24 protein-coding genes and 1 pseudogene are annotated in these 25,224 nt (G+C 39.1%); 15 read left to right on the top strand and 10 right to left on the bottom strand.

The window, feature by feature from the left end:
• The coding region (locus tag C9J41_RS19425; protein WP_146144343.1) for a transposase at nt 1-119 on the bottom strand (119 nt) is incomplete at its 3' end.
• 60 nt (nt 120-179) lie between these two features.
• On the opposite strand from C9J41_RS19425, the gene C9J41_RS19420 reads away from it, so the two are divergent.
• Together C9J41_RS19420 and C9J41_RS19415 are read left to right on the top strand one after the other, a co-directional pair.
• On the top strand, nt 180-551 hold the full coding sequence (locus C9J41_RS19420; RefSeq protein ID WP_158259686.1) for a JmjC domain-containing protein: 372 nt from the start codon (nt 180-182) through the stop codon (nt 549-551).
• Between the two features lie 546 nt (nt 552-1,097).
• Nucleotides 1,098-1,220 (top strand): annotated as a pseudogene (locus C9J41_RS19415) (ISAs1 family transposase); the annotation flags it as partial.
• 776 nt (nt 1,221-1,996) lie between these two features.
• Here C9J41_RS19415 and C9J41_RS19410 read toward each other — a convergent pair.
• Nucleotides 1,997-2,575 (bottom strand): hypothetical protein, encoded by a 579-nt coding sequence (locus tag C9J41_RS19410; RefSeq protein ID WP_107247247.1) that lies wholly within the window; start codon nt 2,573-2,575, stop codon nt 1,997-1,999.
• Nucleotides 2,576-2,992: 417 nt separating this feature from the next.
• Between C9J41_RS19410 and C9J41_RS19405 the strand changes: the two genes are divergently transcribed.
• The 9 genes from C9J41_RS19405 (at nt 2,993) to nirD (ending at nt 15,027) form a co-directional block, all read left to right on the top strand.
• Nucleotides 2,993-4,030, top strand: a complete 1,038-nt coding sequence (locus tag C9J41_RS19405; protein WP_107247248.1) for a potassium channel family protein — start codon at nt 2,993-2,995, stop codon at nt 4,028-4,030.
• A 247-nt stretch (nt 4,031-4,277) separates the two neighbouring features.
• Entirely contained in the window at nt 4,278-6,977 is a 2,700-nt protein-coding gene (locus C9J41_RS19400) for a nitrate reductase (protein ID WP_107247249.1), read from the top strand.
• 15 nt (nt 6,978-6,992) lie between these two features.
• Complete coding sequence (gene cobA, locus C9J41_RS19395; protein ID WP_107247250.1) at nt 6,993-7,880, top strand: uroporphyrinogen-III C-methyltransferase; 888 nt, start codon at nt 6,993-6,995, stop codon at nt 7,878-7,880.
• A 123-nt stretch (nt 7,881-8,003) separates the two neighbouring features.
• The gene (locus tag C9J41_RS19390) at nt 8,004-8,579 is read left to right on the top strand and encodes an ANTAR domain-containing response regulator (protein ID WP_107247251.1); all 576 of its coding nucleotides are present in this window, start codon (nt 8,004-8,006) and stop codon (nt 8,577-8,579) included.
• A 255-nt stretch (nt 8,580-8,834) separates the two neighbouring features.
• Nucleotides 8,835-10,295: a CmpA/NrtA family ABC transporter substrate-binding protein gene (locus C9J41_RS19385; RefSeq protein WP_006644067.1), complete on the top strand. Its 1,461-nt coding sequence runs from the start codon at nt 8,835-8,837 to the stop codon at nt 10,293-10,295.
• Between the two features lie 57 nt (nt 10,296-10,352).
• Nucleotides 10,353-11,279 (top strand): ABC transporter permease, encoded by a 927-nt coding sequence (locus tag C9J41_RS19380; protein ID WP_107206973.1) that lies wholly within the window; start codon nt 10,353-10,355, stop codon nt 11,277-11,279.
• A gap of 20 nt (nt 11,280-11,299) precedes the next feature.
• A complete protein-coding gene (locus C9J41_RS19375) occupies nt 11,300-12,133 on the top strand; it encodes an ABC transporter ATP-binding protein (protein ID WP_005364475.1) in 834 nt (277 codons plus the stop codon).
• Between the two features lie 9 nt (nt 12,134-12,142).
• Nucleotides 12,143-14,659: a nitrite reductase large subunit NirB gene (nirB, locus tag C9J41_RS19370; RefSeq protein ID WP_107247252.1), complete on the top strand. Its 2,517-nt coding sequence runs from the start codon at nt 12,143-12,145 to the stop codon at nt 14,657-14,659.
• On the top strand, nt 14,656-15,027 hold the full coding sequence (nirD, locus tag C9J41_RS19365; RefSeq protein ID WP_107206842.1) for a nitrite reductase small subunit NirD: 372 nt from the start codon (nt 14,656-14,658) through the stop codon (nt 15,025-15,027). The genes nirB and nirD overlap by 4 nt, the downstream gene beginning before the upstream one ends.
• Before the next feature lie 99 nt (nt 15,028-15,126).
• Here the strand turns inward: nirD and C9J41_RS19360 are convergent, their stop codons facing one another.
• The gene (locus C9J41_RS19360) at nt 15,127-15,378 is read right to left on the bottom strand and encodes a DUF2999 family protein (protein WP_005364493.1); all 252 of its coding nucleotides are present in this window, start codon (nt 15,376-15,378) and stop codon (nt 15,127-15,129) included.
• A gap of 243 nt (nt 15,379-15,621) precedes the next feature.
• On the opposite strand from C9J41_RS19360, the gene C9J41_RS19355 reads away from it, so the two are divergent.
• Both C9J41_RS19355 and C9J41_RS19350 read left to right on the top strand, forming a co-directional pair.
• Nucleotides 15,622-16,038 (top strand): septal ring lytic transglycosylase RlpA family protein, encoded by a 417-nt coding sequence (locus C9J41_RS19355; protein WP_233219130.1) that lies wholly within the window; start codon nt 15,622-15,624, stop codon nt 16,036-16,038.
• Nucleotides 16,039-16,082: 44 nt separating this feature from the next.
• Entirely contained in the window at nt 16,083-16,841 is a 759-nt protein-coding gene (locus tag C9J41_RS19350) for a hypothetical protein (RefSeq protein WP_107206844.1), read from the top strand.
• Between the two features lie 60 nt (nt 16,842-16,901).
• Here the strand turns inward: C9J41_RS19350 and C9J41_RS19345 are convergent, their stop codons facing one another.
• From C9J41_RS19345 to C9J41_RS19335, 3 genes are all read right to left on the bottom strand, one after another.
• A complete protein-coding gene (locus C9J41_RS19345) occupies nt 16,902-17,675 on the bottom strand; it encodes a DUF2076 family protein (protein WP_107206845.1) in 774 nt (257 codons plus the stop codon).
• Between the two features lie 344 nt (nt 17,676-18,019).
• Nucleotides 18,020-18,721, bottom strand: coding sequence for an HAD family phosphatase (locus C9J41_RS19340; protein ID WP_107206846.1), 702 nt, complete (start codon nt 18,719-18,721; stop codon nt 18,020-18,022).
• A 152-nt stretch (nt 18,722-18,873) separates the two neighbouring features.
• Complete coding sequence (locus C9J41_RS19335) at nt 18,874-19,200, bottom strand: hypothetical protein (protein WP_233218490.1); 327 nt, start codon at nt 19,198-19,200, stop codon at nt 18,874-18,876.
• A gap of 224 nt (nt 19,201-19,424) precedes the next feature.
• Here C9J41_RS19335 and C9J41_RS19330 point away from each other — a divergent pair, with 224 nt between their 5' ends.
• Nucleotides 19,425-21,164, top strand: a complete 1,740-nt coding sequence (locus C9J41_RS19330; RefSeq protein WP_107206847.1) for an amidohydrolase — start codon at nt 19,425-19,427, stop codon at nt 21,162-21,164.
• Nucleotides 21,165-21,238: 74 nt separating this feature from the next.
• On the opposite strand, the gene C9J41_RS19325 is transcribed toward C9J41_RS19330, so the two are convergent.
• Nucleotides 21,239-21,730: a hypothetical protein gene (locus C9J41_RS19325; RefSeq protein WP_107206848.1), complete on the bottom strand. Its 492-nt coding sequence runs from the start codon at nt 21,728-21,730 to the stop codon at nt 21,239-21,241.
• 469 nt (nt 21,731-22,199) lie between these two features.
• On the opposite strand from C9J41_RS19325, the gene C9J41_RS19320 reads away from it, so the two are divergent.
• A complete protein-coding gene (locus C9J41_RS19320) occupies nt 22,200-22,475 on the top strand; it encodes a PepSY domain-containing protein (RefSeq protein ID WP_107206849.1) in 276 nt (91 codons plus the stop codon).
• Between the two features lie 57 nt (nt 22,476-22,532).
• Here C9J41_RS19320 and C9J41_RS19315 read toward each other — a convergent pair whose 3' ends face one another.
• From C9J41_RS19315 to C9J41_RS19305, 3 genes are all read right to left on the bottom strand, one after another.
• Complete coding sequence (locus tag C9J41_RS19315; RefSeq protein ID WP_045147560.1) at nt 22,533-22,718, bottom strand: hypothetical protein; 186 nt, start codon at nt 22,716-22,718, stop codon at nt 22,533-22,535.
• 473 nt (nt 22,719-23,191) lie between these two features.
• Nucleotides 23,192-24,433 (bottom strand): GGDEF domain-containing protein, encoded by a 1,242-nt coding sequence (locus C9J41_RS19310; RefSeq protein WP_107206850.1) that lies wholly within the window; start codon nt 24,431-24,433, stop codon nt 23,192-23,194.
• Between the two features lie 145 nt (nt 24,434-24,578).
• Nucleotides 24,579-25,154, bottom strand: coding sequence for a DUF1415 domain-containing protein (locus C9J41_RS19305; RefSeq protein ID WP_107247254.1), 576 nt, complete (start codon nt 25,152-25,154; stop codon nt 24,579-24,581).
• Between the last annotated feature and the right edge of the window lie 70 nt (nt 25,155-25,224).

Below are 25,224 nucleotides of genomic sequence, written 5' to 3'. Positions count from 1 at the left end.
GATTTACCCACATTCATGGCCTGAGCAGCTTCAGTTACTGAATAGTTTTGATCGATAACTAATTGTGCTGCCTCTAATTTAAATTCAGCACTAAATAATCGTCTTGTTCGTTTTGTCATGATGTCACTTATCCATGTTAAGAGGTGATGATATCACCTCTGAGTAGGTGGCCAAATTTAATGTACCACTACAATGCAACCCTTTTAATACAGTGTTCGGGAAAGAAGAGATGGCTTGTTTGGGGGAGGGCTTTTGACGACACTCAAGAGTCTCTATTAGAATCTTTAGATTTAGACAAGAGAGTTAATGAGATAGCTAAAGGTCAACCTATTATTGATGAATTTGTTCATGAAGGTGATATTCTTTATATTCCTAAAGGTTATGTCCATACCCCATTTACTTCTGATACACACTCATTGCACTTAACTCTAGGTATTCAGACCAACTCCGAGAGTTCTTTGGCTTATACAGGAAAAAGTATACCAAATGACAATAATGTTAGCTATTCGTGCAAAGACTATATGCTCGCGCCATATTTTTTGCCTGAATGATTCACAAGCTAACAAGATACATTTAAATTATGTTGCGCCTTGTTCATAAACTTGGCTTTAATATCACGGAATAATATTCCTTCTAGCGTCACCTATAGACATTTTTAAAAAGCCAATCAAGACAGGAGTGGTAACTCTAATGCTGTTCACTTAAGGTGAGCGGCATTGTTTTTGCTAGAGTAGCGGCTTGGTTTCTTCTTCGCTACTATTTCTCGTCTATGTGTGGCGAACCGAGAACATTGAAGTAATCGCCATACAACCAAATCAGTTCACTTGCTTAAGAGTCGAATAAAACAATAACTAAAAAGTGAGGATAATAATATTGAATACTATAGATACGCGCAGAGAACCAGAACCTAACAAAACTTGTGAAAATAAAGGCAAGAAGGAATATAGCTCCGACAGTTTATTACTATCTTGCTTATAATTAATGGATTTTGGACTTTAACAATTGAAGAGTTTACACTTCAAAATAAAACGCTACTTTACTCCGTAAATATCGGTTTGGGTATGATACTTGTTGGGCTGTTGCTTTCTCGCTTGGTGTCATTTAATCGTGCTGCTTTGAACACGATAAAGCTAGATGAGAGTGACAAAGATAGCTTAGCTGCCAAACGTAGAAAATCAGGTTGGTCTGGCGAATATCGCTCAAAAATGATCTTTGGTTGATATTTAGCCAAAGTTGAATCCCGCCCTGTGGTAGGTATAACTACATGGACAAAGCGTTTAGCACGCTGTTTTTTACCGCGGGTATTGGGGCACTTCAGTTTCCAAAGCTACTGATGAAATCGCTACGATCTCACTTCTTTCTTACCTAATACTAGCTTTTAGTTTGGCTAAGAGTCGACATATTGAAAGACTGGAACGCTATAAAGGACGTATATATATGTCTTTATTGTATGGTTAAAAACTCCTGTGTTTCTGACTATCGCAGTGTTTTTAGTGTTAATTGCTACAGGCATGTTAACCCCAAACACGCTTGATGGTTTTTCATTAAAAGATCTGTTGGGCTTTTAGCACACACATAACAAGTAAGGATTAAGTGTTGCGTAGCCAACGTTAAATCCCAAGTGTTGAACAAGCCCGAGCCTCTGTATAAGTAAATTGTGCGATATGCTCTAGAGGGGTGGCAGCCTTGATGCTTTTCTCAAGGCGAGTTCGGTGTTCGTAAGGCAGAGGGGGCGCTACATCATCTGGTGTGTCATGCATGCCATTTTTGCTATTTGCCATACCTATAGTTATTCATGACATTGCTAATGTAAGTTTTCGCGAAACTCATTTCTGTCCACAAACGAGCTAGCTTTCATAGCTAGCTCATTGTGATCACCGAACGACTCTGTCGCATCTTAACTACCCAACAGAAACGTAGCGATAAAACCCATTGTTATGATTAATAGTTAAGGCATCAAGCAACCCAATCGGGGGAACAATTGGGTTGCTTGATATTAGGCGTTTAACACCTTCTGATTGCTTGAGTGCCAATCAAAATAGGAGTTGTTAGAACCATAGTTTCTTGCTGAGCCTTTTACAATTTTGAACGCATTATCTGAAGACTCAGAAAACGTAAATGGCTTGGTTGATTCACTATACCAATGTTTATCACCTTGTTGAAAAGTAAGGCGAAAGTTCACAATTTGTAATGCATCGTTAATTTGATAAAAGCCCTGATCTTCAGTGGTGACTGAGGTCTGTATTTTGCTTGCTTTAACGTTATAAACAAAATCTGTGGTATGAATCTCGTAATGGTTACCTGTTCGCATAATGTTGAGTTTTCCATTTATTGCGATTTCAGCAGTATTGATATCAATCGGGCAATGAAAGTTTTTTCTTGTTGGTGTTTTATTAATACACTTTTTTGCCTGCTCTAGAATGGTTTGGTTTATATCAAGTTCTAAATTTGATTGCTGTGTTTTTTCTTGCTTAGAAAAATGCGCAATATTAGCCGTCGGTTGTTCGGTTTTATTGTAATAAAAGCAGCAAATCGTAATTAGTGCTACTGCGCCTATAAGTCCATATTTCTTCATAATTATGTAATTGACTGTTGTTTTATTGCAGACGATAAACGAGGTGTCGAGGGCTGTAAATAGACTTGAACAAGGGCAAAGCGAGTATCACAAAGAAATGACAAACGTGAATCGAATATGAAGACGAAGATAGTCATTGTTAAGTTTTTGGCGAGGGGAAGAGAAACTAAGGCGGCGTAATTAACACGGAGATTAATATCCTTATACTGATAAAAAAACAATATACAGTAACCGATAATAGAATTAGCGTTCTGTGAATAACTTGTGGTATTCAATGTTTTAATAATAGTGGTTTTTTGGTTATTTATTTCTTATGGTATGTGAGTATTTTACAAATTAAGTACGGCTTTTAAATAATTACCTTTAACAAGCTACGCTTAAATTTGAGGGTTATATTTATTTGAGTGTGGGGTGAATATGGGGCTGTGGTTATACCTACAACGGATCACGGTAAAATATTTCTCTCAACTAACTGGGCGAAATATTGCAGTTATCACGGGTTTATACATCGCAATAAGTTGGTTGCTACTATTCCTTATGGGTGAAAAACAATTAAGTCGTTCTTTCTCCACTTTCTTTTATTACTTAGTCGTAACCGCTTCTACTGTGGGCTACGGCGATCATTCTCCTGAAACCGCACTCGGTAAATGGGTGGCTGCGCTATTTATTATTCCGGGTGGTTTAGGGCTATTTGCGATTGTTGTTGGCCGGATAGCAACCTTGTTCGTGAGTGTTTGGCGACGTGGCATGTTAGGAAAAAGGAGTCTTGAAATGGAGCAGCATATTTTACTGTTGGGGTGGAATGAAAATCGAACGCTTAGCATGTTACGAATGTTACTACATGAAGAAGCAGGGCGTCGGACGATTGTGTTATGTACGCGTTCTGAAATCGAAAACCCTATGCCTGATAAGATAGAATTTGTCCGTGTCACTAGCTATACCAATGCCGAGGAAATGGCGCGTGCCAGTATAGATAAAGCCAGTTGTATTATTGTTGATGCGCTACATGATGACGTAACCTTAACTGCAGCATTATTTGCCGCAGGTCGTAATCCAAGTGCACATTTACTGGCTTATTTTGATGACGAGGGGCTGAGCGATTTATTAAAGCTTCATTGTCCTAATGCGGAATGTATTCCTTCGGTTGCGATTGAAATGATTGCTAAATCAGCGGTTGATCCGGGGTCGAGTGTGCTTCATCAAGAGCTATTAAGTACGGATAAAGGGATGACTCAATATGCGATTGATTACCCTTCAACACAACAACCAGCGACCTTTGCGTTATTGTTTGAGCATTTTAAATATCAGCACGATGCTATCCTTATTGCCTATGACGATGGTAAGGGGATTCAAGTCAATCCACCATTAAACCAATCTATTACTCCTGCTACTCGTCTATTTTATATTGCGGATGAACGTGTTGATGATATGACGTGGCCAGAGCCAGCATCTTGATGACTCATTGTTGTGCAACGACGCATTATGTTGGTGCTGTGGGTGATTACGGTAGAAATTAAAAAGTAAAGGGGTGGCAATTAACTCACTGTTATCTAATAGTAATTTCTTGTTTTTTTAGGTTGGCATACTCACTGCATTAATCTTATTGCACATTCACTATTTCGTTAAGCATTGGCGCTTATCTCTTCTCGGGATAAGCGTTTTTTTTATTTCAGTGGCAGTGCGATATTGTTAAGGGGAAGGGATGATTAGCCAAGGAATTAAATCAGCATGTCCATATTGCGGTGTTGGCTGTGGCGTTGTAACAAAGCAGTCTGAGATTATTGGTGATGTATCTCACCCAACAAATCGTGGTGCACTTTGTGTAAAAGGTTCGTCACTCGTAGCCAGTATGAGCCAACCTAATCGCTTGTTATATCCTCAAATTAAAGGAAAGGTTGTCGAGTGGGATCAGGCAACCAGTCAAATAGCTGAAACCATTAGCCGTGTGATAGCAGAATCCGGTCCTGAAGCCATTGGTATGTACTTATCTGGTCAGTTATTGACGGAAGATTATTATGTTGCCAACAAATTAATGAAAGGCTTTATTGGTAGTAGCCATGTCGATACAAACTCTCGGTTATGTATGGCTTCTGCTGTTGCTGCACATAACCGAGCATTCGGTGAAGATATTGTTGCTACCAATTATAGCGATTTAGACAACACCGACTTAATTGTGCTGGTGGGTTCTAATTTAGCGTGGACTCACCCCATTGTTTTTAAACGTATCCAACAAGCAAAAAAACAAAATCCATTATTAAAAATAGTGGTGATAGATCCACGTAAAACGGTAACAGCAGAGCAGGCGGATTTACATTTAGCGTTGGCCAATGATACTGATATTGATATTTACAATGGATTAATTCGTTACCTTATAGAAAACAACGCTATTGATCGTGATTTTATTGCTCAGGTAACTGAAGGTTTTGATGCATTACAGCAAGAGGTAATGAAAGATAAATATTCATTGCTTGAAGTAAGTAAAAGTAGTGGCATTGCGATTGAGCAACTAGCAACATTTTACCAATGGATGAAGGAAGCGCCGCGTGCTGTAACTGTATTTTGCCAAGGGGTGAATCAAGCAAGTTGTGGCACAGATAAAGCCAATAGTATTATTAATAGTCATTTAGTTAGTGGAAAAATGGCCAAACAAGGTTGTGGTCCTTTTTCTATAACAGGCCAGCCTAATGCGATGGGAGGAAGAGAAGTTGGCGGGCTTGCTAATCAACTCGCCGTTCATCGTGGCTTTGATGATATTTCAATTTCGCAAGTTAAAGCGTTTTGGCAAGCGCCTAATATCGCAACAACGGCAGGGCATAAAGCGGTCGATTTATTTAAAAGCGTAGAAAACGGTGATATCCGCGTGTTGTGGATCATGGCAACTAACCCCGTGATATCAATGCCAGATAACGAGCAAGTACGCCGAGCATTAGAAAAGTGTGAATATGTGATTGTCTCTGATATTACACCTGAATCAGATACAGCAGCGTATGCAGATTGCTTATTACCAGCAGCGGCATGGGGTGAAAAATCAGGCATGGTAACAAACTCAGAGCGTATGATGAGTCGACAGCGGGCATTTACCGCAATGCCAGGTGAGGTTAAAGCCGATTGGCAAATGATTTGTGATGTGGCGAAGCAGTTAGGTTTTAGTAAAGCGTTTGATTATCAATCAGAAGCTGATATTTTTCGTGAACATGCCGCCTTGAGTGGTATTAACAATAGCACTGACTTGTTATTTGATATTTCATGTTTAGCATTGATTAGCGATGATGATTATCAAACGTGGCAGCCGCAGCAATGGCCTCTCAATGCGACCAGTAATGGCGTATTTGAACAACACAATGACCTTCCTTTATTTTCGACTCCAACCAGAAAAGCCCAATTAGTCGTCACGCCTTCAGCAAGTGAAAACCCGTCGTCAAATGTGATGTTAGCGCAAGATGCCTCTCAATCGATCTTCTGGCTTAACACTGGTCGACAACGTGATCAATGGCATACCATGACACGAACTGGGCATGTTCCAGTATTGGCACAGTCTGAAGTCGAGCCGAGTCTTTATATTCATCCAACCAGTGCTAAACATGTTGGGTTAGTGGATGGTGACTTCGTTTGTATTGAATCGCTTGAGAGCTATCAAGATTTGAATAAACACCTTGCTCGGGTTGTTTTTGATTCGACACTTAGCCAGCAGCAAGTGTTTATGTCTATGCACTGGGCTGGGAAATACGGTGCAAAATCGGCTATCAATCAAAGTGTGATTGTGGCTTGTGATCCTATATCCGGTCAGCCTAGTTTTAAGTCCGCACAAGTAAAACTAACACCGATCTCAATGGAATTTCATGGCGTGTCATTAGGGGATATTCCGGCACAATTGGACTATGAATATGCCAGTTTCCAAACGTATCAGAATGAACATTATCAGCAGAAAGGGATCTGGCGATATGCAGGTAAGACTTGCTTAGACAAAACGGCGCTATTGCGATCTTTAGCTGGATCTAAACAGCAGTATTTATTAGTAGAACAAAAGTGGGGATTTGCCTTAGTGCAGTTAGCCAAGGTAATTAACCCTGATATTAAATTGAATACTACGGCGATCCATCTTTTTAGTGATCAGCCAATTAATGTTGATATGACGACACTGATTAACTGTGTTAATCAACCCTTTGTGATGACGGATGTGCTAGAAGCCTTAGGTTGTCAGCATAGTAAGCAAACGCTTGTCTGTAGTTGTTTCCAAATTACGGATCTGATGATTGAACAAGCCATTGTTACCAATAACATCACATCATTATCCGATCTTACTAAGCAATTAAAATGCGGTACTAATTGTGGTACTTGCCTACCTCAAGTTGAACGACATTTTTCAGAAAGTCAGCAACTTATTCCAACTGTTCAATTATAAATGAAGGATGAAATCATGGATGATTTTTCAACAATCAAACGAACCGCTAAACAAGTCTTAAAAAGTCGATTTCAGTCTCATGATGATCAGGGGTACAAAAAGGTACTGAGGCCACTTTCATCTGCAAGTCGTAAGCATGATAGCGGGTTTGTAAGTTTAGTGGGAGCTGGCCCGAGCGACCCTGATTTATTAACGATAAAAGCATTGCGCGCACTTGAGCATGCCGATGTTGTCGTTTATGACCGTTTAGTCAGCCAAGATATTATTGCGTTAGCCAACCCTGAAGCTATTCATATTTATGTAGGTAAGCGTTGTGGTAAACCGAGTTTATCGCAAGAGGAAATTAATCAGATATTGATATCAGAAGCACATAAAGGGCAGTACGTGGTGAGAATTAAAGGGGGCGATCCTTTGATCTTTGGGCGAGGGGGAGAGGAAGCGTTAGCCTTGGTGGATGCAAATATTAATTATGAGTTCATTCCAGGTATTACTGCCGCGATTGGTTGCGCGGCTTCTGCTGGTATTCCTCTTACTCATCGTGAAGTTTCGCGTTCCGTTACCTTAGTCACAGGACATGTAGCAACAGGGGCTTTTAATGCGTGGTCGCAACTTGTCGCGAATGGGCAAACCTTAGTGTTTTATATGGGACTAGAGAAGGCACAACAGATACAAAACCAATTGATTGAGGCCAAGTTAAATGAAGAGACGCCTGTTGCCGTGATCTGTCATGGTTGCTCTGTTAATCAAGCTGTCTATATTGAACAACTTAAAGGACTCGCGTCATTAGCAGAGGATCTTAAAGGCGAATCCCCCGCCTTGATCATCATCGGTGATGTGGTAGCACTACGTGAGCAATTACAGCGCACAGCAAGGCAATTAACTGAGCAAGTGTGTTTGCTTTAAGGGGCTGATTTTAATAAATAGGTTTATTTATAGTTTTGTTTTTAGAGTTGGCAGTCTAATTGCAGTGTACGTAATAGGAAAATAACCACTTGTATAGAAAGATGTTGTTATCAAGGAAAGATTATGCCAGTTATCCCTATTATTATTTGCAGCGACAGCCAAGAAGAACAAAGCAAAATAGCGCAGCGTGTTGCCATTGATCTCCGCGTTGTTATCGAGGTTAAGTTTAATCAATTAGCTGGGATGTTATCGCAATATCCTGACGCTACTATTGTGACTTCATGGCTACAGCCTTGTGCTGAATTAAAAGAGATCATTAAACTCACTTCTTTAAATAGTACGCCGCTTATTGTTTTTATTCGTAAATTTAATATTAATACTTTCAATATATTACCAGATCCTGAAGGGTATTTATTACTGCCATCAACGGTTGACTGCGAGTTTGAAACGTGGATTGGGCGAGCAAAACAAGTGCGTGATAAGCAAATAAAACTGACGCAGGAAATTGCAGATTTAGAGCAAAAAATCATGGATAAAAAATGGATCGATAAAGCGAAAGGCTTACTCCAAAAGCACCATGGTCTTAATGAAAATCAAGCTCATGACGCACTACGAAAAGCGGCGATGGATAATGGTTTGCCGATGGTGAAAATAGCGAGAAACTTAATCTCAACATTACAGAAAACCGAACAATATTAGCTTTATTTACTTTGTTATCTGTTACTTATCTGGTGCGACCTGCACCATATTAAGGCAAATATAAATAAAACAAATAATCGAAATATCGTAACTAGCTGTTTTTAATGTTTTTTACGATTTTAAAAAAATTGGCATAAATGATGGATTAATTAATGTGTAAGTTGTGCAAGCGCATCACTTACACAAAATTTTTGGTCGCACTTGAATAACCGACGAGAGCGATAAAAATCCATAGCTACCATGAAGGTACTTGGGATGGCACCGAAGCCACTGTTTCTTAACCGAAGCAGTGGCTTTTATTTTTTAAGTTGGGTAGGAAATATTATGGCTATAAAAGGACTCATGCAGCTCATCAAAAAATCGTACGGCGTCAGTTTATCTGCTTTGCTGTTTGGAGCGCTAACGGTCAATGCATCGCCATTGGTGTTAGGCGAGCCTGAGAAAGAAGAACTAAAACTAGGCTTTATTAAACTTACGGATATGGCACCGCTAGCTATTGCTTATGAGAAGGGCTATTTCGAAGACGAAGGCTTGTATGTCTCACTGGAAGCGCAAGCAAATTGGAAGGTGCTACTGGATCGCGTGATTGATGGTGAGTTAGATGGCGCGCATATGCTGGCTGGTCAACCTCTCGGTGCAACAATCGGTATTGGTACCAAAGCACCGATTATTACGGCATTTAGCATGGATCTAAATGGTAATGCGATCACTGTTTCCAATGAAGTATGGCAACAAATTAAGCCACAATTACCGGTTGATGAGAATGGAAAAGTTATCCATCCGATTAAAGCTGAAGCGTTAAAGCCTGTATTGGAACATTACAAAGATACCGGAAAGCCATTTCAAATGGGTATGGTTTTCCCGGTATCAACCCATAACTACGAATTACGTTATTGGTTAGCAGCCGCTGGGATCAATCCTGGGTTTTATGCCCCTGAAAAAGGCGATAACAGTGGGCAACGTGAGGCTGAAATCTTACTGAATGTCACGCCACCACCGCAAATGCCAGCCACGATGGAAGCAGGAACAATTCAAGGATATAGCGTTGGTGAACCTTGGAACCAACAAGCGGTAGCGAAAAAAATTGGGGTACCGATCATTGCAGATAATGATATTTGGAAGAATAACCCAGAGAAAGTCTTTGGTGTAACGGAATCATGGGCGAAAGAAAACCCTAATACGCATATTCGATTAGTTAAAGCCTTAATTCGTGCGGCAGCGTGGCTTGATCATAATGGCAATGAGAATCGTGCCGAGGCTTCAAAGATACTTGCTCGTAGTGAATATGTAGGGGCTGATGAAAAGGTAATAGCGAATAGCATGACAGGGAGCTTTGAATATGAGGCTGGTGATATTAGACCTGCACCCGATTTCAACGTGTTCTTTCGTTATAACGCGACTTACCCTTACTACAGTGATGCTGTTTGGTCATTAACCCAAATGCGTCGCTGGGGACAAATACCACAAGCAAAACCTGATAGCTGGTATATCGATATCGCCAAACAAGTTTATCGTCCTGATATTTATCGATTAGCAGTTAATGCCCTGATTTCAGATGGCCTTATGAAGCAATCAGATTTTTCAGACGTCGATAATGAAACGGGTTTCCGCCCTCCACATAATCATTTCATTGACAATATTACCTATGACGGACGTAGCCCGAATGCGTATCTCGAGCAATTTTCGATTGGCTTAAAAGGCGATCAGCAGATCTAAGGAGAGATCATGTCAGCAACGATTAGTTTTCTTAAACAATTACCCGAGCAAAAAGTCATGTTAAAACGCTCATCCGAATGGTTACTACCAGTATTAGGCGTCTTGTTTTTTGTTGTGATTTGGCACTTTTCGGCACTACAAGTGAAAACATCACTTGGTTCATTACCGGGACCGGTTCAAACCGCTGAACAATTTGTGTTACTGGTTGAAGATCATCTGCAAGAGGGAGAAAAAGAACAGGCTTTCTATGAGCGTCAGGAAGTACGTAATGCTAAAAAATTAGCCGCTGATCCTGATGCCAATATCAAAGTGCGTGCTTACACGGGTAAAGCGACATTCTTTGATCAAATAGTTACCAGTTTAGTGACCGTTGCTTGTGGCTTTATTTTAGCATCCGTTATTGCGATCCCATTGGGGTTAGTGCTGGGACTCAATCACAAGTTATACATGGCGTTTAACCCTATTATTCAATTATTAAAACCTGTTTCACCATTGGCATGGTTGCCGTTAGTGACCATGGTAGTAAGTGCAAGTTACGTAACGAAAGATCCGTTAGTCGCAAAATCCTTTCTTAATTCAATGCTTACCGTCACCTTATGCAGTTTATGGCCAACCTTAATTAATACGGCCGTTGGCGTAACGAATGTTGATAAAGATTTAGTCAATGTGAGTCGAGTATTGCGTTTATCTTATTGGCAGCATATTAGAACGATTGTTTTGCCCTCTGCCATTCCGATGATTTTTACCGGCTTAAGATTATCAATTGGTATCGCATGGATGGTACTTATTGCCGCAGAAATGCTCGCGCAAAATCCGGGATTAGGCAAGTTTGTATGGGACGAGTTTCAAAATGGCAGTGCAGCATCGTTAAGCCGAATCATGGTTGCGGTGGTGATGATTGGTTTTATTGGCTTAATGCTCGATAGATTAATGCTCATGATCCAAAAGCGTGTTTCATGGGATAAGCAGCAAGTGTTGCGATAAGGCGAAAAAGGAGAAGTAAGATGCAAAAACCATTACTTGAGTTAACTCAATTAGGGATGCGTTACCCTGTCGCAACGGGCGAATTTGTTGCTTTGAAAGACGTTAATCTAACCGTCAATAAAGGAGAGTTTATCTCCTTAATTGGACATTCTGGTTGTGGTAAATCAACCGTGCTTGATTTAATCGCAGGTCTTCAGATGCCAACTGATGGTGGGGTTATTGTCAGTAATAAAGAAGTTGCAGGGCCGGGGCCAGATAGGGCGGTCGTCTTTCAGCATCACGCTTTATTACCGTGGTTAACGGTTTATCAAAATGTTGAGTTAGCGCTTAAACAGGTCGCGATACATCAAAAACAGAAAGTGAGTAAGACTTTGCTTAATCAGCAAGTGATGCACTATTTAGAGTTGGTGCAAATGACCCATGCCAGTGACAAAAAGCCTGATGAAATTTCTGGTGGTATGAAACAGCGGGTAGGGATTGCTCGTGCTTTAGCAATGCAGCCCAATGTTTTACTGATGGATGAGCCATTTGGTGCTTTAGATGCACTGACAAGAGCACATCTGCAAGATGCCTTAATGGCAATTCAAGCTGAGCTTAATAATACCATTATTATGATCACCCACGATGTCGATGAAGCCGTGCTGTTATCTGATCGTATTGTGATGATGTCAAATGGTCCTGCAGCCACAATCGGTCAAGTATTAGCAGTTGATCTACCTCGTCCTAGAAATCGTGTTTCTCTCGCAAATAACGAACGGTATCAATATCTACGTCAGCAAGTTTTACAGTTTTTATATGAGAAGCACTGCAAAGTTAAGCCAATGACTCAGCCAAGAACGCAAGAAGTCGCGTAAGGAGGCAATATGAACAACGGAATGGATAAACAACATCTTATTGTAATTGGTAACGGCATGGTGGGGCATCACTTTATCGATCAATTAGTCGATAAAGGCGGTTTAGCACACTATTGCATTACGGTTATTGGCGAAGAGTCGGTAGCGGCTTACGATCGGGTGCAATTATCAGCGATGTTTGCTGATAAATCTCAACAAGATCTTATGTTGGGTGATGTGTCGTGGTATCAAAACCAAGGTATAGATTTACGGTTAGGGCAACAAGTTGTTGAGATCAATCGCGCGCAGCAAACGGTAAATATTCGTGATGTGGTTACCTCTGAGCTGATTTGCTTAGATTATGACAAATTAGTGTTAGCGACAGGCTCAACACCATTTGTTCCGCCGATTAAAGGCAACGATCGTCAGAATTGCTTTGTTTATCGCACAATTGATGATCTTGCGGCGATAAAGAATGCCTGTTCACAAGCCAAAACTGGCGCTGTTATTGGCGGTGGGTTACTTGGGCTTGAAGCGGCAAATGCCTTACGTTTATTAGGGTTAGAAACCCATGTCGTTGAGTTTGCTCCTCGGCTAATGCCTGTTCAGTTAGATGATTTAGCCGGTGATTTACTGGCAAAGAAAATCACTGAATTAGGTGTTCATATCCACACCGATATGCGTACAGAAAAAATTACTGATGGGGAAACCGCGACTCATCGTTTATGGTTTGAAAATGATACGCCATTAGATGTCGATGTGATTGTTTTTTCAGCAGGGATAAGACCGCAAGACACCCTTGCTCGCCAATGTGAATTAGAAATTGGCGAACGTGGCGGTATTGTGATTGACGATACCTGCTTGACCAGTGATGCGAATATTTACGCGATTGGTGAATGTGCGTTATGGCAAGCTCGAATTTTTGGTCTTGTTGCACCAGGTTATAGCATGGCGCGTACTGTTGCTTCGCAATTAGTTAGCGAGACAGAGGCCAAGTTTGTTGGTGCGGATATGAGCACCAAATTGAAACTACTAGGCGTTGAAGTGGCTTCTATCGGTGATGCACAGATGCGCACTGAAGGAGCCAAGGAAGTTGTATTGCAAGACAGTGCTGGTGGACGTTATAAGAAGCTCGTTGTGAATGCTGACAGCACGAAAATTCTTGGCGCTATTTTAGTGGGTGATAGCAGCGATTATGACGCCTTATTACAATGTTATTTAAATCAAACAGTATTAACCGAGCACCCCGCACAACTGTTATTTGATACCTCAATGTTAGCGCCATCCACTGATGAAAATAGTGTGGTTTGTTCATGTCATAACGTTACTCGAGGCGCATTAATCAGCCAAGTACAGCAGGGTTGTCACGAACTTGGTGAAATTAAACAAGTGACGAAAGCGGGTACAGGGTGTGGCGGCTGCAGCTCCATGGTTAAACAGATTGTTGATGAACAATTAGCAAGCATGGGAATGGAAGTAAACAACCATGTTTGCCAGCACTTTTCTTATACTCGCCAAGAGCTTTTCCATTTATGCCAAGTGGAAAAAATTCAAGATTTTGAAACCTTACTCGCTACTCATGGGAAAGGGTTAGGCTGTGATATTTGTAAGCCAACAGCAGCATCAATCTTTGCTTCATTATGGAATGAGCATGTTCTCGAATCACCTTATCAACCACTGCAAGATTCTAACGATGCCTTTCTTGCAAATATTCAAAAGGATGGCAGCTATTCAGTTGTGCCTCGGGTCCCCGGTGGTGAAATTACCCCCGATAAATTAATCACCCTTGGTGAAGTGGCCAAAAAATACGATTTATATACCAAAATCACAGGTGGACAACGGGTTGATTTGTTTGGTGCACAACTATCACAATTGCCTGATATATGGGCTGAGTTGATTGAGGCTGGATTTGAAACGGGTCATGCCTATGGCAAATCATTACGAACCGTTAAATCTTGCGTGGGGTCAACGTGGTGCCGCTATGGGGTTGATGATTCAATGGCACTCTCGATTGAATTAGAAAATCGTTATAAAGGGTTACGCTCACCGCATAAATTGAAATTTGCTGTCTCAGGTTGTACCCGAGAATGTGCAGAAGCACAAAGTAAAGACATTGGTATTATTGCAACAGAGCAGGGCTGGAACCTTTATGTTGGCGGTAATGGTGGTATGCGTCCACGTCATGGTGATCTATTTGCTGTTGATTTAGATAAACCCACCTTGATTGCTTATATCGATAGAATTTTAATGTTTTATGTAAAAACAGCTGATCGTCTACAACGAACATCAGTATGGCTAGAAAATTTAGAAGGTGGGCTCGATTATCTTAAACAAGTGGTTATTGAAGATAAACTTGCCATCAACATCTCATTAGAAAAGCAAATGGAACATGTGATTAATAGTTATCAATGTGAATGGAAAACAACCTTATCATCAGAGCAAAAACTGCATCGTTTTCGTCAGTTTATTAATCTCAAAGATGAAGAGATCTCCTTACCATATCAACGTATTCGAGGTCAGCGTATCCCTATTAAGGAGGAATTATGAGTGATGTGACGGAAATACCTCAATCAATAAAATCAGATCTTCGTTGGGTTAAGATCTGCCATAAAGATGATTTAGTTCCTGACTCAGGTATTGCTGCCTTAGTTAATCAACAACAAATTGCGCTGTATTACTTACCTAAACAAAATAATGCAGTCTATGCCGTTGATAATTGGGATCCTATTGCAAAAGCTTATGTCATGAGTCGCGGTATTGTTGGTGATCAAGATGGTGTGTTATGTGTCGCCTCACCATTATTGAAACAACATTATGATCTGGCGACAGGAAAGTGCTTAGAAGTGCCAGAGCATATCCTTGGTACATGGAAAACCCGTTGGAACAATAACGAGTTATGGCTTTATACAGGCTAGTGAGCCTATCGTTATTGCAGTACGCTTTTGTCTAAATATAAAAATGCCGTTAGTAGGTAAACTATTAACGGCATTTTTGATCTAGAAGTTAACGCACGGTTATTTATTCAATTGTGCTTTTGCTTCTTCAACTTTTGAAAAGTCTAAACCAAGCTCTTCTACTGCTTCTTTGATTAATGCTGGATTCTGCATTACCTGCGCCATCAATTGTTGCAGCTTATCTTGTGGTAAGCCTAACTGACTAATTGTTGTCATTGCTGCAAGAGGGTTTTGCGTCAATGTCTGAAAAATCTCATTAATTTGGGAATCGCTGATATTGTTCTCTTTCAACAGGGCAATAATTGGGTTCATCACATGACCTTTTAGGACTAAATACAATAGACAATTAGTTTAACACTAGCTTTTCGTTGTGAGTACTGAGAAATGATGCTTACTTGGAGGGGAAGAAGTATTGTTAATTACCCATAAAGAATAAGTGATTAAATTTGTTACTTATATATCTATGGGTTATAACTTTTACATAACCTTTACATACGGATTATCAAATAGTTATATGATAGCGTAAAATTGCTCTGATGCTTATAAATAGGATTAATGATGTTTGTACCGAAAATCGCTATTCGACACTGTATTTTATTATTTGTTTGTTTATTAACACTAGGAGGGTGTGCAAACTCAGGTAATACGACATCAACAAAACCTGTTTTGAGCTATAAGCACCATAGTGAATACGGTAAAGCATCGTATTACGCAAATAAATATCAAGGGCGCAAGACAGCAAGCGGGCAGCACTTTGATCAAAATAAACCAACAGCAGCACATAGAACATTACCTTTTGGTACCAAAGTTAAAGTAACTAATTTAGCAAATAGTAAAAGTGTTGTTGTGACAGTAAATGATCGCGGCCCATTCACAAAAGGGCGAGTAATAGATTTATCCCGTTCAGCTTTTAGTGCGATCGGAAATACAGCGTCAGGTGTACTTAAGGTAAAAGTTGAGACATTAAATTAACCTGTATTAGTTTATCGCCATGACGATGATTGAAAGGATATTAGATGATTTTAGAAACACTTCACCAGTCGGTACAAACCGTCTTTGCTAATAAAATACGGTTAGTAAAGGCATTACTCATTCCATTTATAGTGACGTATTTATTACGTTCATTAAAAGTATCAATGGCAGGTATTGAGATATATGAGGAAGCGATTATATTTGTCCTAAATATAGCAATTTTCCTAGTTTCTTCCATTATCTGTCTACGAACTCAGCAAATACTAGACAGCCATGGTACAGATGATACCCGCTTTTCTAATTGGAGAGGTATCAGTTTTGATGTCCAGCAGCGTCACTATACGGCTTATTTATTCCTACTATTTGGATTGTTATATGCTATCTGGGCTGTTTTTAAAGTAGATTATGATTGGGTAAATAACGGCGTACTGTATTGTATATTGTTACTATTAGGCTGTGCAGGTTGGGTGATTTTTTCTCGTCTATCTTTTGTTTTACCTGCTATTGCTGCGGGGAAAAAAGCGTCTTTTAAAGATGCACTAGAGCTGACTAAGCATAAAAGGTTATATGCCTTTGTGATTGCCGGACTGCTACCTGTAGCATTTTATATGTTGTTTATCGGTCTACCCATTTTCTTATTATTTGCTAACCCTAACTTTGCGATGAGCCTAAAATTTATTAATGTGTTTATCTGGGGAGTTATTGTTATTGCAATTCCATTTATTATTGCGGCAGTTGAAGCTACGGCTTATCGTGCTTTAATGGATAATTCAGAAGCAACCGAAATTTCTAGCGTAGAATAAATGCAAATCTTAGAGATATAAAAAGAGCGCTGATGCGCTCTTTTTTATTTTTGTAATCGATTAGAGGTCGTCGTCGAAATCGCCAAAGCCACTGTCGTCGCCAAAGCCACTGTCGCCACCACCAAAACCATTGTTAGCGAATGTATCATCGTCACCAAAGCCGCTGTCATCACCGCCAAAACCTGAATCGCCAAAACCTTGGTTATCATCAAAGCCTGAGTTACCAAATCCACCAGTGTAATCAGAGCTAAAGTTATTAGCTGTGTCGTCTAAGAAGCTGCTACCGCCTTGGTCGTCAAACGCTGGGTTTGCAACATCCGCCTCTGGTACAGCCTGATCTGCAGATGCTGTATCAGGTGCCGCATCTTGGGTTGTATCAGTTGCATCGGCTGCTGGCGCTGGATCGGCTGCTGCTGTATCTGCTGGCTGATCGTGATCAAATAGCATGTTACTAATTACGCTACCTGCAACCATACCTGCAGCAACACCTGCCGCTGTTTGCATAAACCCACCAAATGCACTTGGTTGGCGAGCAGGTGGTTGTGGTGGCTGAGGAGCAGGACGAGAGCCACCAAACATACGACTTAACGAGCCACGGTTTGATTCTTCTTTATAGTACTCAGCATTCTTTTCTAAATAGTCGTTCTTTTCTTTTAGCTGCTTTAATGCCATTTCTTGTACTAGAACAGCTTGAGTAAGTTTGTAAATAGCATCGGGCTGAGATGCTATTTCATCGGCAATGAATTTTTCAGCATCTGCATCTTTTTTGCTTTCTGGGCTTTGTTTGAGCTTAGTAGCAACACTTTGAATAAGATCTTTTTCTTGTGGAGTCATGGTTTTTACCTTCTCAATACCCTATGTGCAGGGATAGCTTAGTTGCATAGCTGACTCTGAAATAAAAAGAATCAACCTTGCTTTATAGGTTAGTTCGTTACTGCATTATTCACATTATTAACTTGAACAGTAGCTGAACATACTAGTACAAGTCTTAAATCTAAATAAAATGCCCAGATAATGTATTACGAAAGTTGTAACACATCTACTCTTCGCCACAAAAATAGGGACGATTATTGTTACTATCTGTAAATGAGGGCTGCAATGTGAAATATCAATACAGTTATAGTTTAGAACAGCATAAAATCAAAACTATGCTGTTGGTATGATGTGTATGTCTGTTGTTAGCGTAAGATATTATTATCGTGTCGCCAGTCCATAATTGTCCATTCATTCATTTGTGCGTGAAGCGCAAGAGAAGGATCCGGGTTAACAGCAAAAGGCTTTTGAACGAATTTAAGTAAAGGTAAGTCGTTGATGGAGTCACTATAGCCGTAATAGTGACGATAATATTGTGATTGTTCTGCTAGCCATGATTCAAGACGTGTAATTTTACCTTCGCGATAGCTGAGAACACCACATGTTTTCCCTGTATATACACCGTTAATCGTTTCTAAATTAATAGCGATGCAATGAGAGACGCCGAGTTTCTCCGCAATTGGTTTTACGAGATGTTCAGATGAAGCAGAGACAATTATGATTTCATCTCCGCGCTTTTTATGCCATTCAATTCGCTTAATGGCATCAGAATAAACGGCAGGTGAAATGTATTCTTCAATAAAACGTGTAACGAGAGCAGATATTTCTTGTTCTGTTTTTCCTACTAAAGGAGCCAATGTTTTATCCATATAGCTCTCCATATCAAGCTTACCTTTTTGGTAAGCTTGCATCATTTCAGCTTCTTGTTGCTCTAACGATGATGAAGCAAGTTGGTTGTTAACGAGAAATGTTGTCCAAAGGCTAGCTGAATCTGCTGCGATAAGTGTTTCATCAAGATCAAAAATGGCCAAACAAGGGCGAATGTTGCGCTCAAGATTAAGTGACAAATCTCATTCCTTACTAGTTAGTTATCACGATAAATTGCTGACTGAGGGTAGGGAGCTAGCGTGACATTTTTGTGTCGTAATCATGTAATTTTTACTAATTCATGATCACGACAGCTAAATGTAAACGGAAAGTATTGAGAGAGCAGATAAGATTAAGCGATGCTTTCTTGAATGAGCTGTTCATTTAGGTATTTACAACTGTGATGTTTGGTTGTTTGATCATCAAACTCTTTCGTGATGTTAAAAGGCGTTCCTTTTGCAAAGTGCCAAAAGTACTTTTCGAGCTCTTTATTAAACTGGCTCTCAGTACAACCGGTGACAGGTGAAAAAAAAGTAAAGGTTGTTATGTCGTCTTGGCCTGAATTAACAAAACTTCGCTCAAAGCCATTATACCCAAATGCTTTAACATTAGGGGTGGGTAAACCACCGGGTACTAAGTGCGCTGGAACTGTGATTGTTACGCTAGTCATGCTCATCATGTCATCTCCATTGCGTCTTGATGATAATTATACTCTACAGAAAAAGATTGTATTTCACTATAAAAATTACATTACTCAATTATTCCCATAACGTATTGATATATATAGTGATGATGGGACAGTACTTTTTTTGTGACTAATATATCTATTTTTAATAAAGGAACAGTAATTACGGTTAAATTGTTTAAGTTAGATCTAGATAATTACACTAAATAAAGGGATTTATGAAATATTCAACACTTTCTTCTTCACTAATGCTGCTACTCGCATCTACATCATTTAGCGCTCATGCAAATGAAAATAAAGAATCTCAAACCACCATTTTCTATGGTGGTCCGGTTATCACTATGGAAAAGTCGCAACCAAGAGCAGAAGCGGTTGTGACGAGTAAGTATGGCAAGATTGTTTATGTTGGATCTGAACAAGAAGCATTGAAACAGTATCCAAACTCTAAAAAAGTAGATTTGGACGATAAAGTGTTAATGCCCGGATTTATTGAACAACACTTACATCCTTTCTTAGCGGCGTTAACATTAAATATGCCAGTTATTGCGCCAGAAGAATGGCAGCTGCCTTCAAAAACATGGCCAGCAGTAACAAACCATGATGATTATATTGCAGCTTTAACATTACAAGAAAAAGCGTTAAAAGATCCGAATGAAGTGCTATGGACATGGGGATTTAACAATTTTTTCCATGGTGAAATATCTCGTCAAGAGTTAGATAAAATTTCTAAAACACGTCCAATTGGTGTGTGGCATCGTTCAGCACATGAGTTTTATGTTAATTCTGCATTTATCGAGAAATTTGGTCTTAATCAAACGGATATTGATAAGCTAGGTAAAGAAGTGGCTGATCAGGCGAATCTAGATGAAGGTCACTTTTTAGAAGGTGGGGCACTCATTTATTTATTGCCACGAATTGCATCTGAATTAGGTAATAAAGAGCGCTTTTCTGCCGGTTTAAAGCAAATGGTGACGATGCTGCATCAAAAAGGGGTTACCGCTTACAACGAGCCTGGTGCATTTATCCCTGATTATATGATCGATACATATCTTGAGATCCTTGGTGGTGAATCTACACCTATGTATTCATTCTTTACGCCAGAAAGTAAAACGCCATATTTTGCAAAGGGTAAAGAAGGTGTATTGAAAGAGGTTGAACGCATAACGACAATATTACCTGAAGATGGCAAAGTTCGTTTCTTTGATAAACAAGTTAAGTTGTTGTTTGATGGTGCGATTATCTCTCAGTTGATGAAGATGAAAGATGGCTATACCGATGGACATCATGGGGAATGGATTCAAACACCTGAAGATGTTGAAGCGATCACTAAAATCTTCTGGGAAAATGATTATCAAATCTTGGTGCATGTAAATGGCGATCTTGGCGTTGAGAAGCTAATTAAGATTTTAGAAAAGCGCCAGGCTGAATACCCACGTGAAGATCATCGTTTTACCATTATCCACTTTGCAAACTCTACAGATGAGCAAGTCGAGAAGCTAAAATCACTCGGGGCTATTATTAGTGTAAACCCTTATTATGTTACTGGTTTTAGCGAAAAGTTCGGAGAGGTTGGTTTAGGCGAAGAGCGTGCTCACTCAATGGTTCGCTTGGCAACGATAGAAAAACAAGAGATTCCGGTATCGCTTCACTCTGATGCACCAATGGCTCCTTCTGATCCGCTGTTATTAGCTTGGAGTGCTGCAACACGTATAAGTAATGAAGGTAATGTTATTCGTCCAGACTTAGCACTATCTCGAGATGCTGCTTTGCGTGGTATAACAATTGAAGCGGCTTATTCTTGGGGTCAAGAAGAGACACTAGGCAGTATTAGAACAGGAAAAATAGCTAACTTTACTATTTTAGAGCAAGACCCGTATAAAGTGGAAATTAAGACTCTTAAAGATATCCCAATTTACGGTACGGTATTTGAGGGTAAACTGTTTCCAATTGATAAATAGTCGATTATAAACATGCAAAAAACGCCTATTAAAAGTGGTTCACTGGTAATAGGCGTTTTTGTTTATTGATTAAACTAGTCTTTAACCCACTGGTCATTGACTTTTTTCAACGAAACTTGTTCGGAGATCGTATCAACAACTTGGCCTGCTTTGAAATCGCCGTATTTCGCGCCGTAAGCAACAACCATCACTTCTGAAGATAGATTTTTCTTAAGGCTAGTTAATGCCGAACCTAAATCGTTTTTGGTTTGATCTGTGGCATTATTTTCTTTTGCTGGTTGCTCTGCAACTTTACGCATTGATTCTTTAAATTGCTCAAGACTCTTTGTTGCAACAAGGTCGTAAGTTACTTTTGCTTTGTAATCAGTTTTTGTATCAAGTAATACTTTATCAATCTTTAGGTTTTTAACTTCAAACGGAGTCGTGTCAGCTGTTATACCAAGATTTGGTTGCTCGTATTGGCTTGATTGTACAACATTACTGATTGTTGATTCGTCAACTTTTTCACTGCATCCGGTTAGTAATATTGATGATGCAATCGCTGCCGCTAAAACAAACTTTTTCATTGATAACGCTCTTTAAACGATAAAATATACTTTATTTTATACCCTTTGAATGAGTAAGGAGCAAGTCTGTACTAGCAAATCTTTCCTAATGCTAACAATTGTATGCGAAATTGATGGGTGTTTTTTTACATTGCAATATACATAAAAATATTTTTAATAAAGAATAAGATAGAAGTGATGTAAGAATGCAACATATGTACAAATAGAAGTAAGTCTAGCTTTTGTTGATTAAGATAAAGGACATTGACATTGCCTTACTCCATTACATAATTCTCTAAATCGAGAGTCTTATTGTTGATTAATTCGTTACACTGAAATTAAAACAGGCCAAGGAAGAGATAAAAATTATAGATGTAGGAAAATAGCATGGGAACCGTGGTGGTAGTGATACCTAATTTTATTTTGGTTAATCATAGCTTGTGTTGTTTAAAGCTATTGATAAATACTGCAGCTCAGATGGATGAAAAAGATGAAATTTAAGCTATTTGTACTATCAGTCAGTACTATGGGGTTGTTTTTTATATCAGCAGCTCATGCCGATCCGATAGAAAAGGCTTTAGACGTAATTAGTATCCCTAAGGCAATGCAAATTCTTGAAAAAGATGGCTATTATGATTTTCGAAAAATTAAGGTAGTTCGAGAATATAATGAGATAGAAGTCGATGCATTAAATAAAGACGGCCATCGTGTTGAGATAGAAATGGATCTCTATACCGGTAATATCATGCAAGCGCAGCTGGATTAGGCATTATAATAAAAACGGCGATGATTGATCATCGCCTGATATTAAATGACGACTTCTTTAGTCGTGATCATCATAATAAAAACGTCCCTCTAGCGAGTAAGGGTCATTTTGATCATATAAATTATGGTGTCCCCGCATTTTCTTTAATTGCTTCTCTAGGGCTCTGGCCTGATCAAAATGACCTTCTTGATAGGCAATAGATATTTTTTGTTCGATATCTTCAATTCTATCTTGGTTATTCATGTTCAGTCCTCCATCTATATCATTATCATATGCCGCGCTGAATAATTGCCAATTGTGATTGACCTTATAATTTTATACTAAAAATATATAACAATGGCTTAACAACCGGGTTTTTTGCAGTAATAAAATGAATCAAAGAGGTATAATGTTCATAAAAACAGTCATTTTATATCAATAAACGAGCTATTATTCTGTTTAGTTAAATAAAGTGGTCGATTGTAAAATTTGTGTGATATGTTTGATTTGTTGATAGTTTTATAAAGATAAAAACAAGCAGATTGTGAATAATCTGAGGCTATGAATAAAAAAGAGTCTGTGGATGTTCTCCAAAAATAGTATTGAATAAAGTTTGGCCGCTGATTATCAATACTGGTTGGTTGTTCTTTAGCTATATGAGTGCAAGTTTATAATGTATTAAGCCCGATGCATATCGGGCTTGTTTTTATATTACTAGCATGATGATATTATTTTAGCTACTGTGTACATTGCACACGATTCCTTCCAGCCTCTTTCGCTTTATATAATGCGTTATCAGCTTGTTTTAAAACATCTTCTGGTTCTTGTTCTAAATAGTTTTCTGCAACGCCAATACTGACTGTTACTTTGACTGATTTTGATGTTTTCTCTTGTCCACGAGCTTTAGATCCTGACCGATTGCTAGTAGGACGCTTGTCATGATCACGAATAATCATTTTATATTTTTCAATTTTTTCTCTTAATTCTTCAAGAAATGGCAAACATTCATCGATACTTTTTCCTTTGAATAAAATCGTGAACTCTTCCCCACCATAACGGTAGGCATTGCCACCACCATCAATGTCTTTCATAAGAGTAGCAACTAACTTGAGTACGTCGTCACCAGTATCATGGCCATATTTGTCATTAAATTTCTTAAAATGGTCAACATCGATCATCGCTAAGGTATAGGTTCTTCCTAAATGCTTAAGCTCATTATCTAACGCTCGACGCCCCGGGATTTCTGTCAGCTGGTCAATGAAGGCTAATTCATGGCTACAACTGATGATGTTAATAAGTAGTAATATCGCGACAATACTGAAGGCAACACTAGAGATGAAAGAGTATTGGAAAAAGGTAAACGTAACAAAACTAAACAGCAAACAGATGAAGACGGCTTGATCTGAACTATGGTTTCGTTTCAAAAGTGTTGATGCGCTACTACATACCAAGGCGAGATTTAATAACAATATAACCAATGGTAATAGCGACAAGTTTCGATAAGTAAAAAGGTATGTATCCCACCAAGATGTAAGATCTGTAGCGTTAAAGTGTTTATATACTAAAGCAGCCCATCCTACTTGTAAGAGTAAAAATACAGAAAATAGTGCGCCAAATCGAGAAAATAAGCGCTTATCAGGCATGATATGTACTTGCAGAAGATTAAAGGGGAGTAAACCTGCAAGTAAGCTAAAAATGAGTTTAACGTTATCGTTTGTTAAAGGCGTTTGCAGGTAATGAATGATGATTAGATATGCAACTAACATAATTAGTGCAACATAACCGGTTCTGCCTTGATTAAATGGTTGGCTCAGAAAAATAACTATCGTAAATAAAATGTAGGGAATATTGACAAGAAGATCTTGATAGTTAGCCAAAGATACTGCGGAAAAAGGTAATGCTATCAACATTAAGATTGCTATCGTTAACGGGATTATTAACCGCATGCCTGCTGAACGAAAGTGTGAAAAAAGGAGCATTAATCTCAACCTTAAATAAATACGTTTGTTTATGAGCGAATACGAGCCTAATAATTATTCGTATTTATCATCTTCCATGAATATGTTAGCCATAGCGACTATTTTAGCTATATCGGCTAACACATCAATAACTTAAATTATCTATTTACTTTTTTAGGTAGGGAAAAAGTTGTTTAATTTGCTCTGGCGTTAAATTTTCAACACAGTCAATATTTCGTTCAGGGATCGCCTCAGGATCAGGGTAGTGCTTGAGTACCTTCTCCATACTTTCTTCACGGATCAAATGAAAAATAGGATAGGGCGAACGGTTTGTTAGGTTTTCAGCATCTTCAGGTTCTGTACCATAAAAGCAGTAATCTGGATGAAAACTAGCGATTTGATATATCCCACTTTTACCTAGTTGAACGATAAGCCCTTCGACTAAATCAAGGAATTGATTGTAGTCCTCAAAATCTTCAAGTAAATAAGGTGCGACAACAAGTGTCGTTTCTAATTCTTGTGGTGGCGTTTCGTCGAGCTCTTTAAGTTGTAAATAAATGGACTCAAGTAGGTCGTTTTCAGACTTGTCACTGCATACATGAATTTTAATTTGCTTGTTGCGTTGAGGTTTAGCAGCAAAAGGACAAAGGTTTAAACCAATCACAACATCATTAAGCCATTGCTGAACACTTTGCTCAATATCATTAAGCGCTTGAACATTTTCGGCGATTGTTGACTTCATAGACTGACTTTCCAATAATTTTAGTTATAAAAAAGGCCAGCAAAGGCTGACCTTTTAAAGTGATAAAAGA

Source organism: Photobacterium sp. GB-50, assembly GCF_003026755.1.
In the GTDB taxonomy this organism is placed as follows: Bacteria; Pseudomonadota; Gammaproteobacteria; order Enterobacterales; family Vibrionaceae; genus Photobacterium.
Note: the sequence above shows the minus strand (reverse complement) of the source record. Positions and strands in the feature narration are given on the sequence as shown.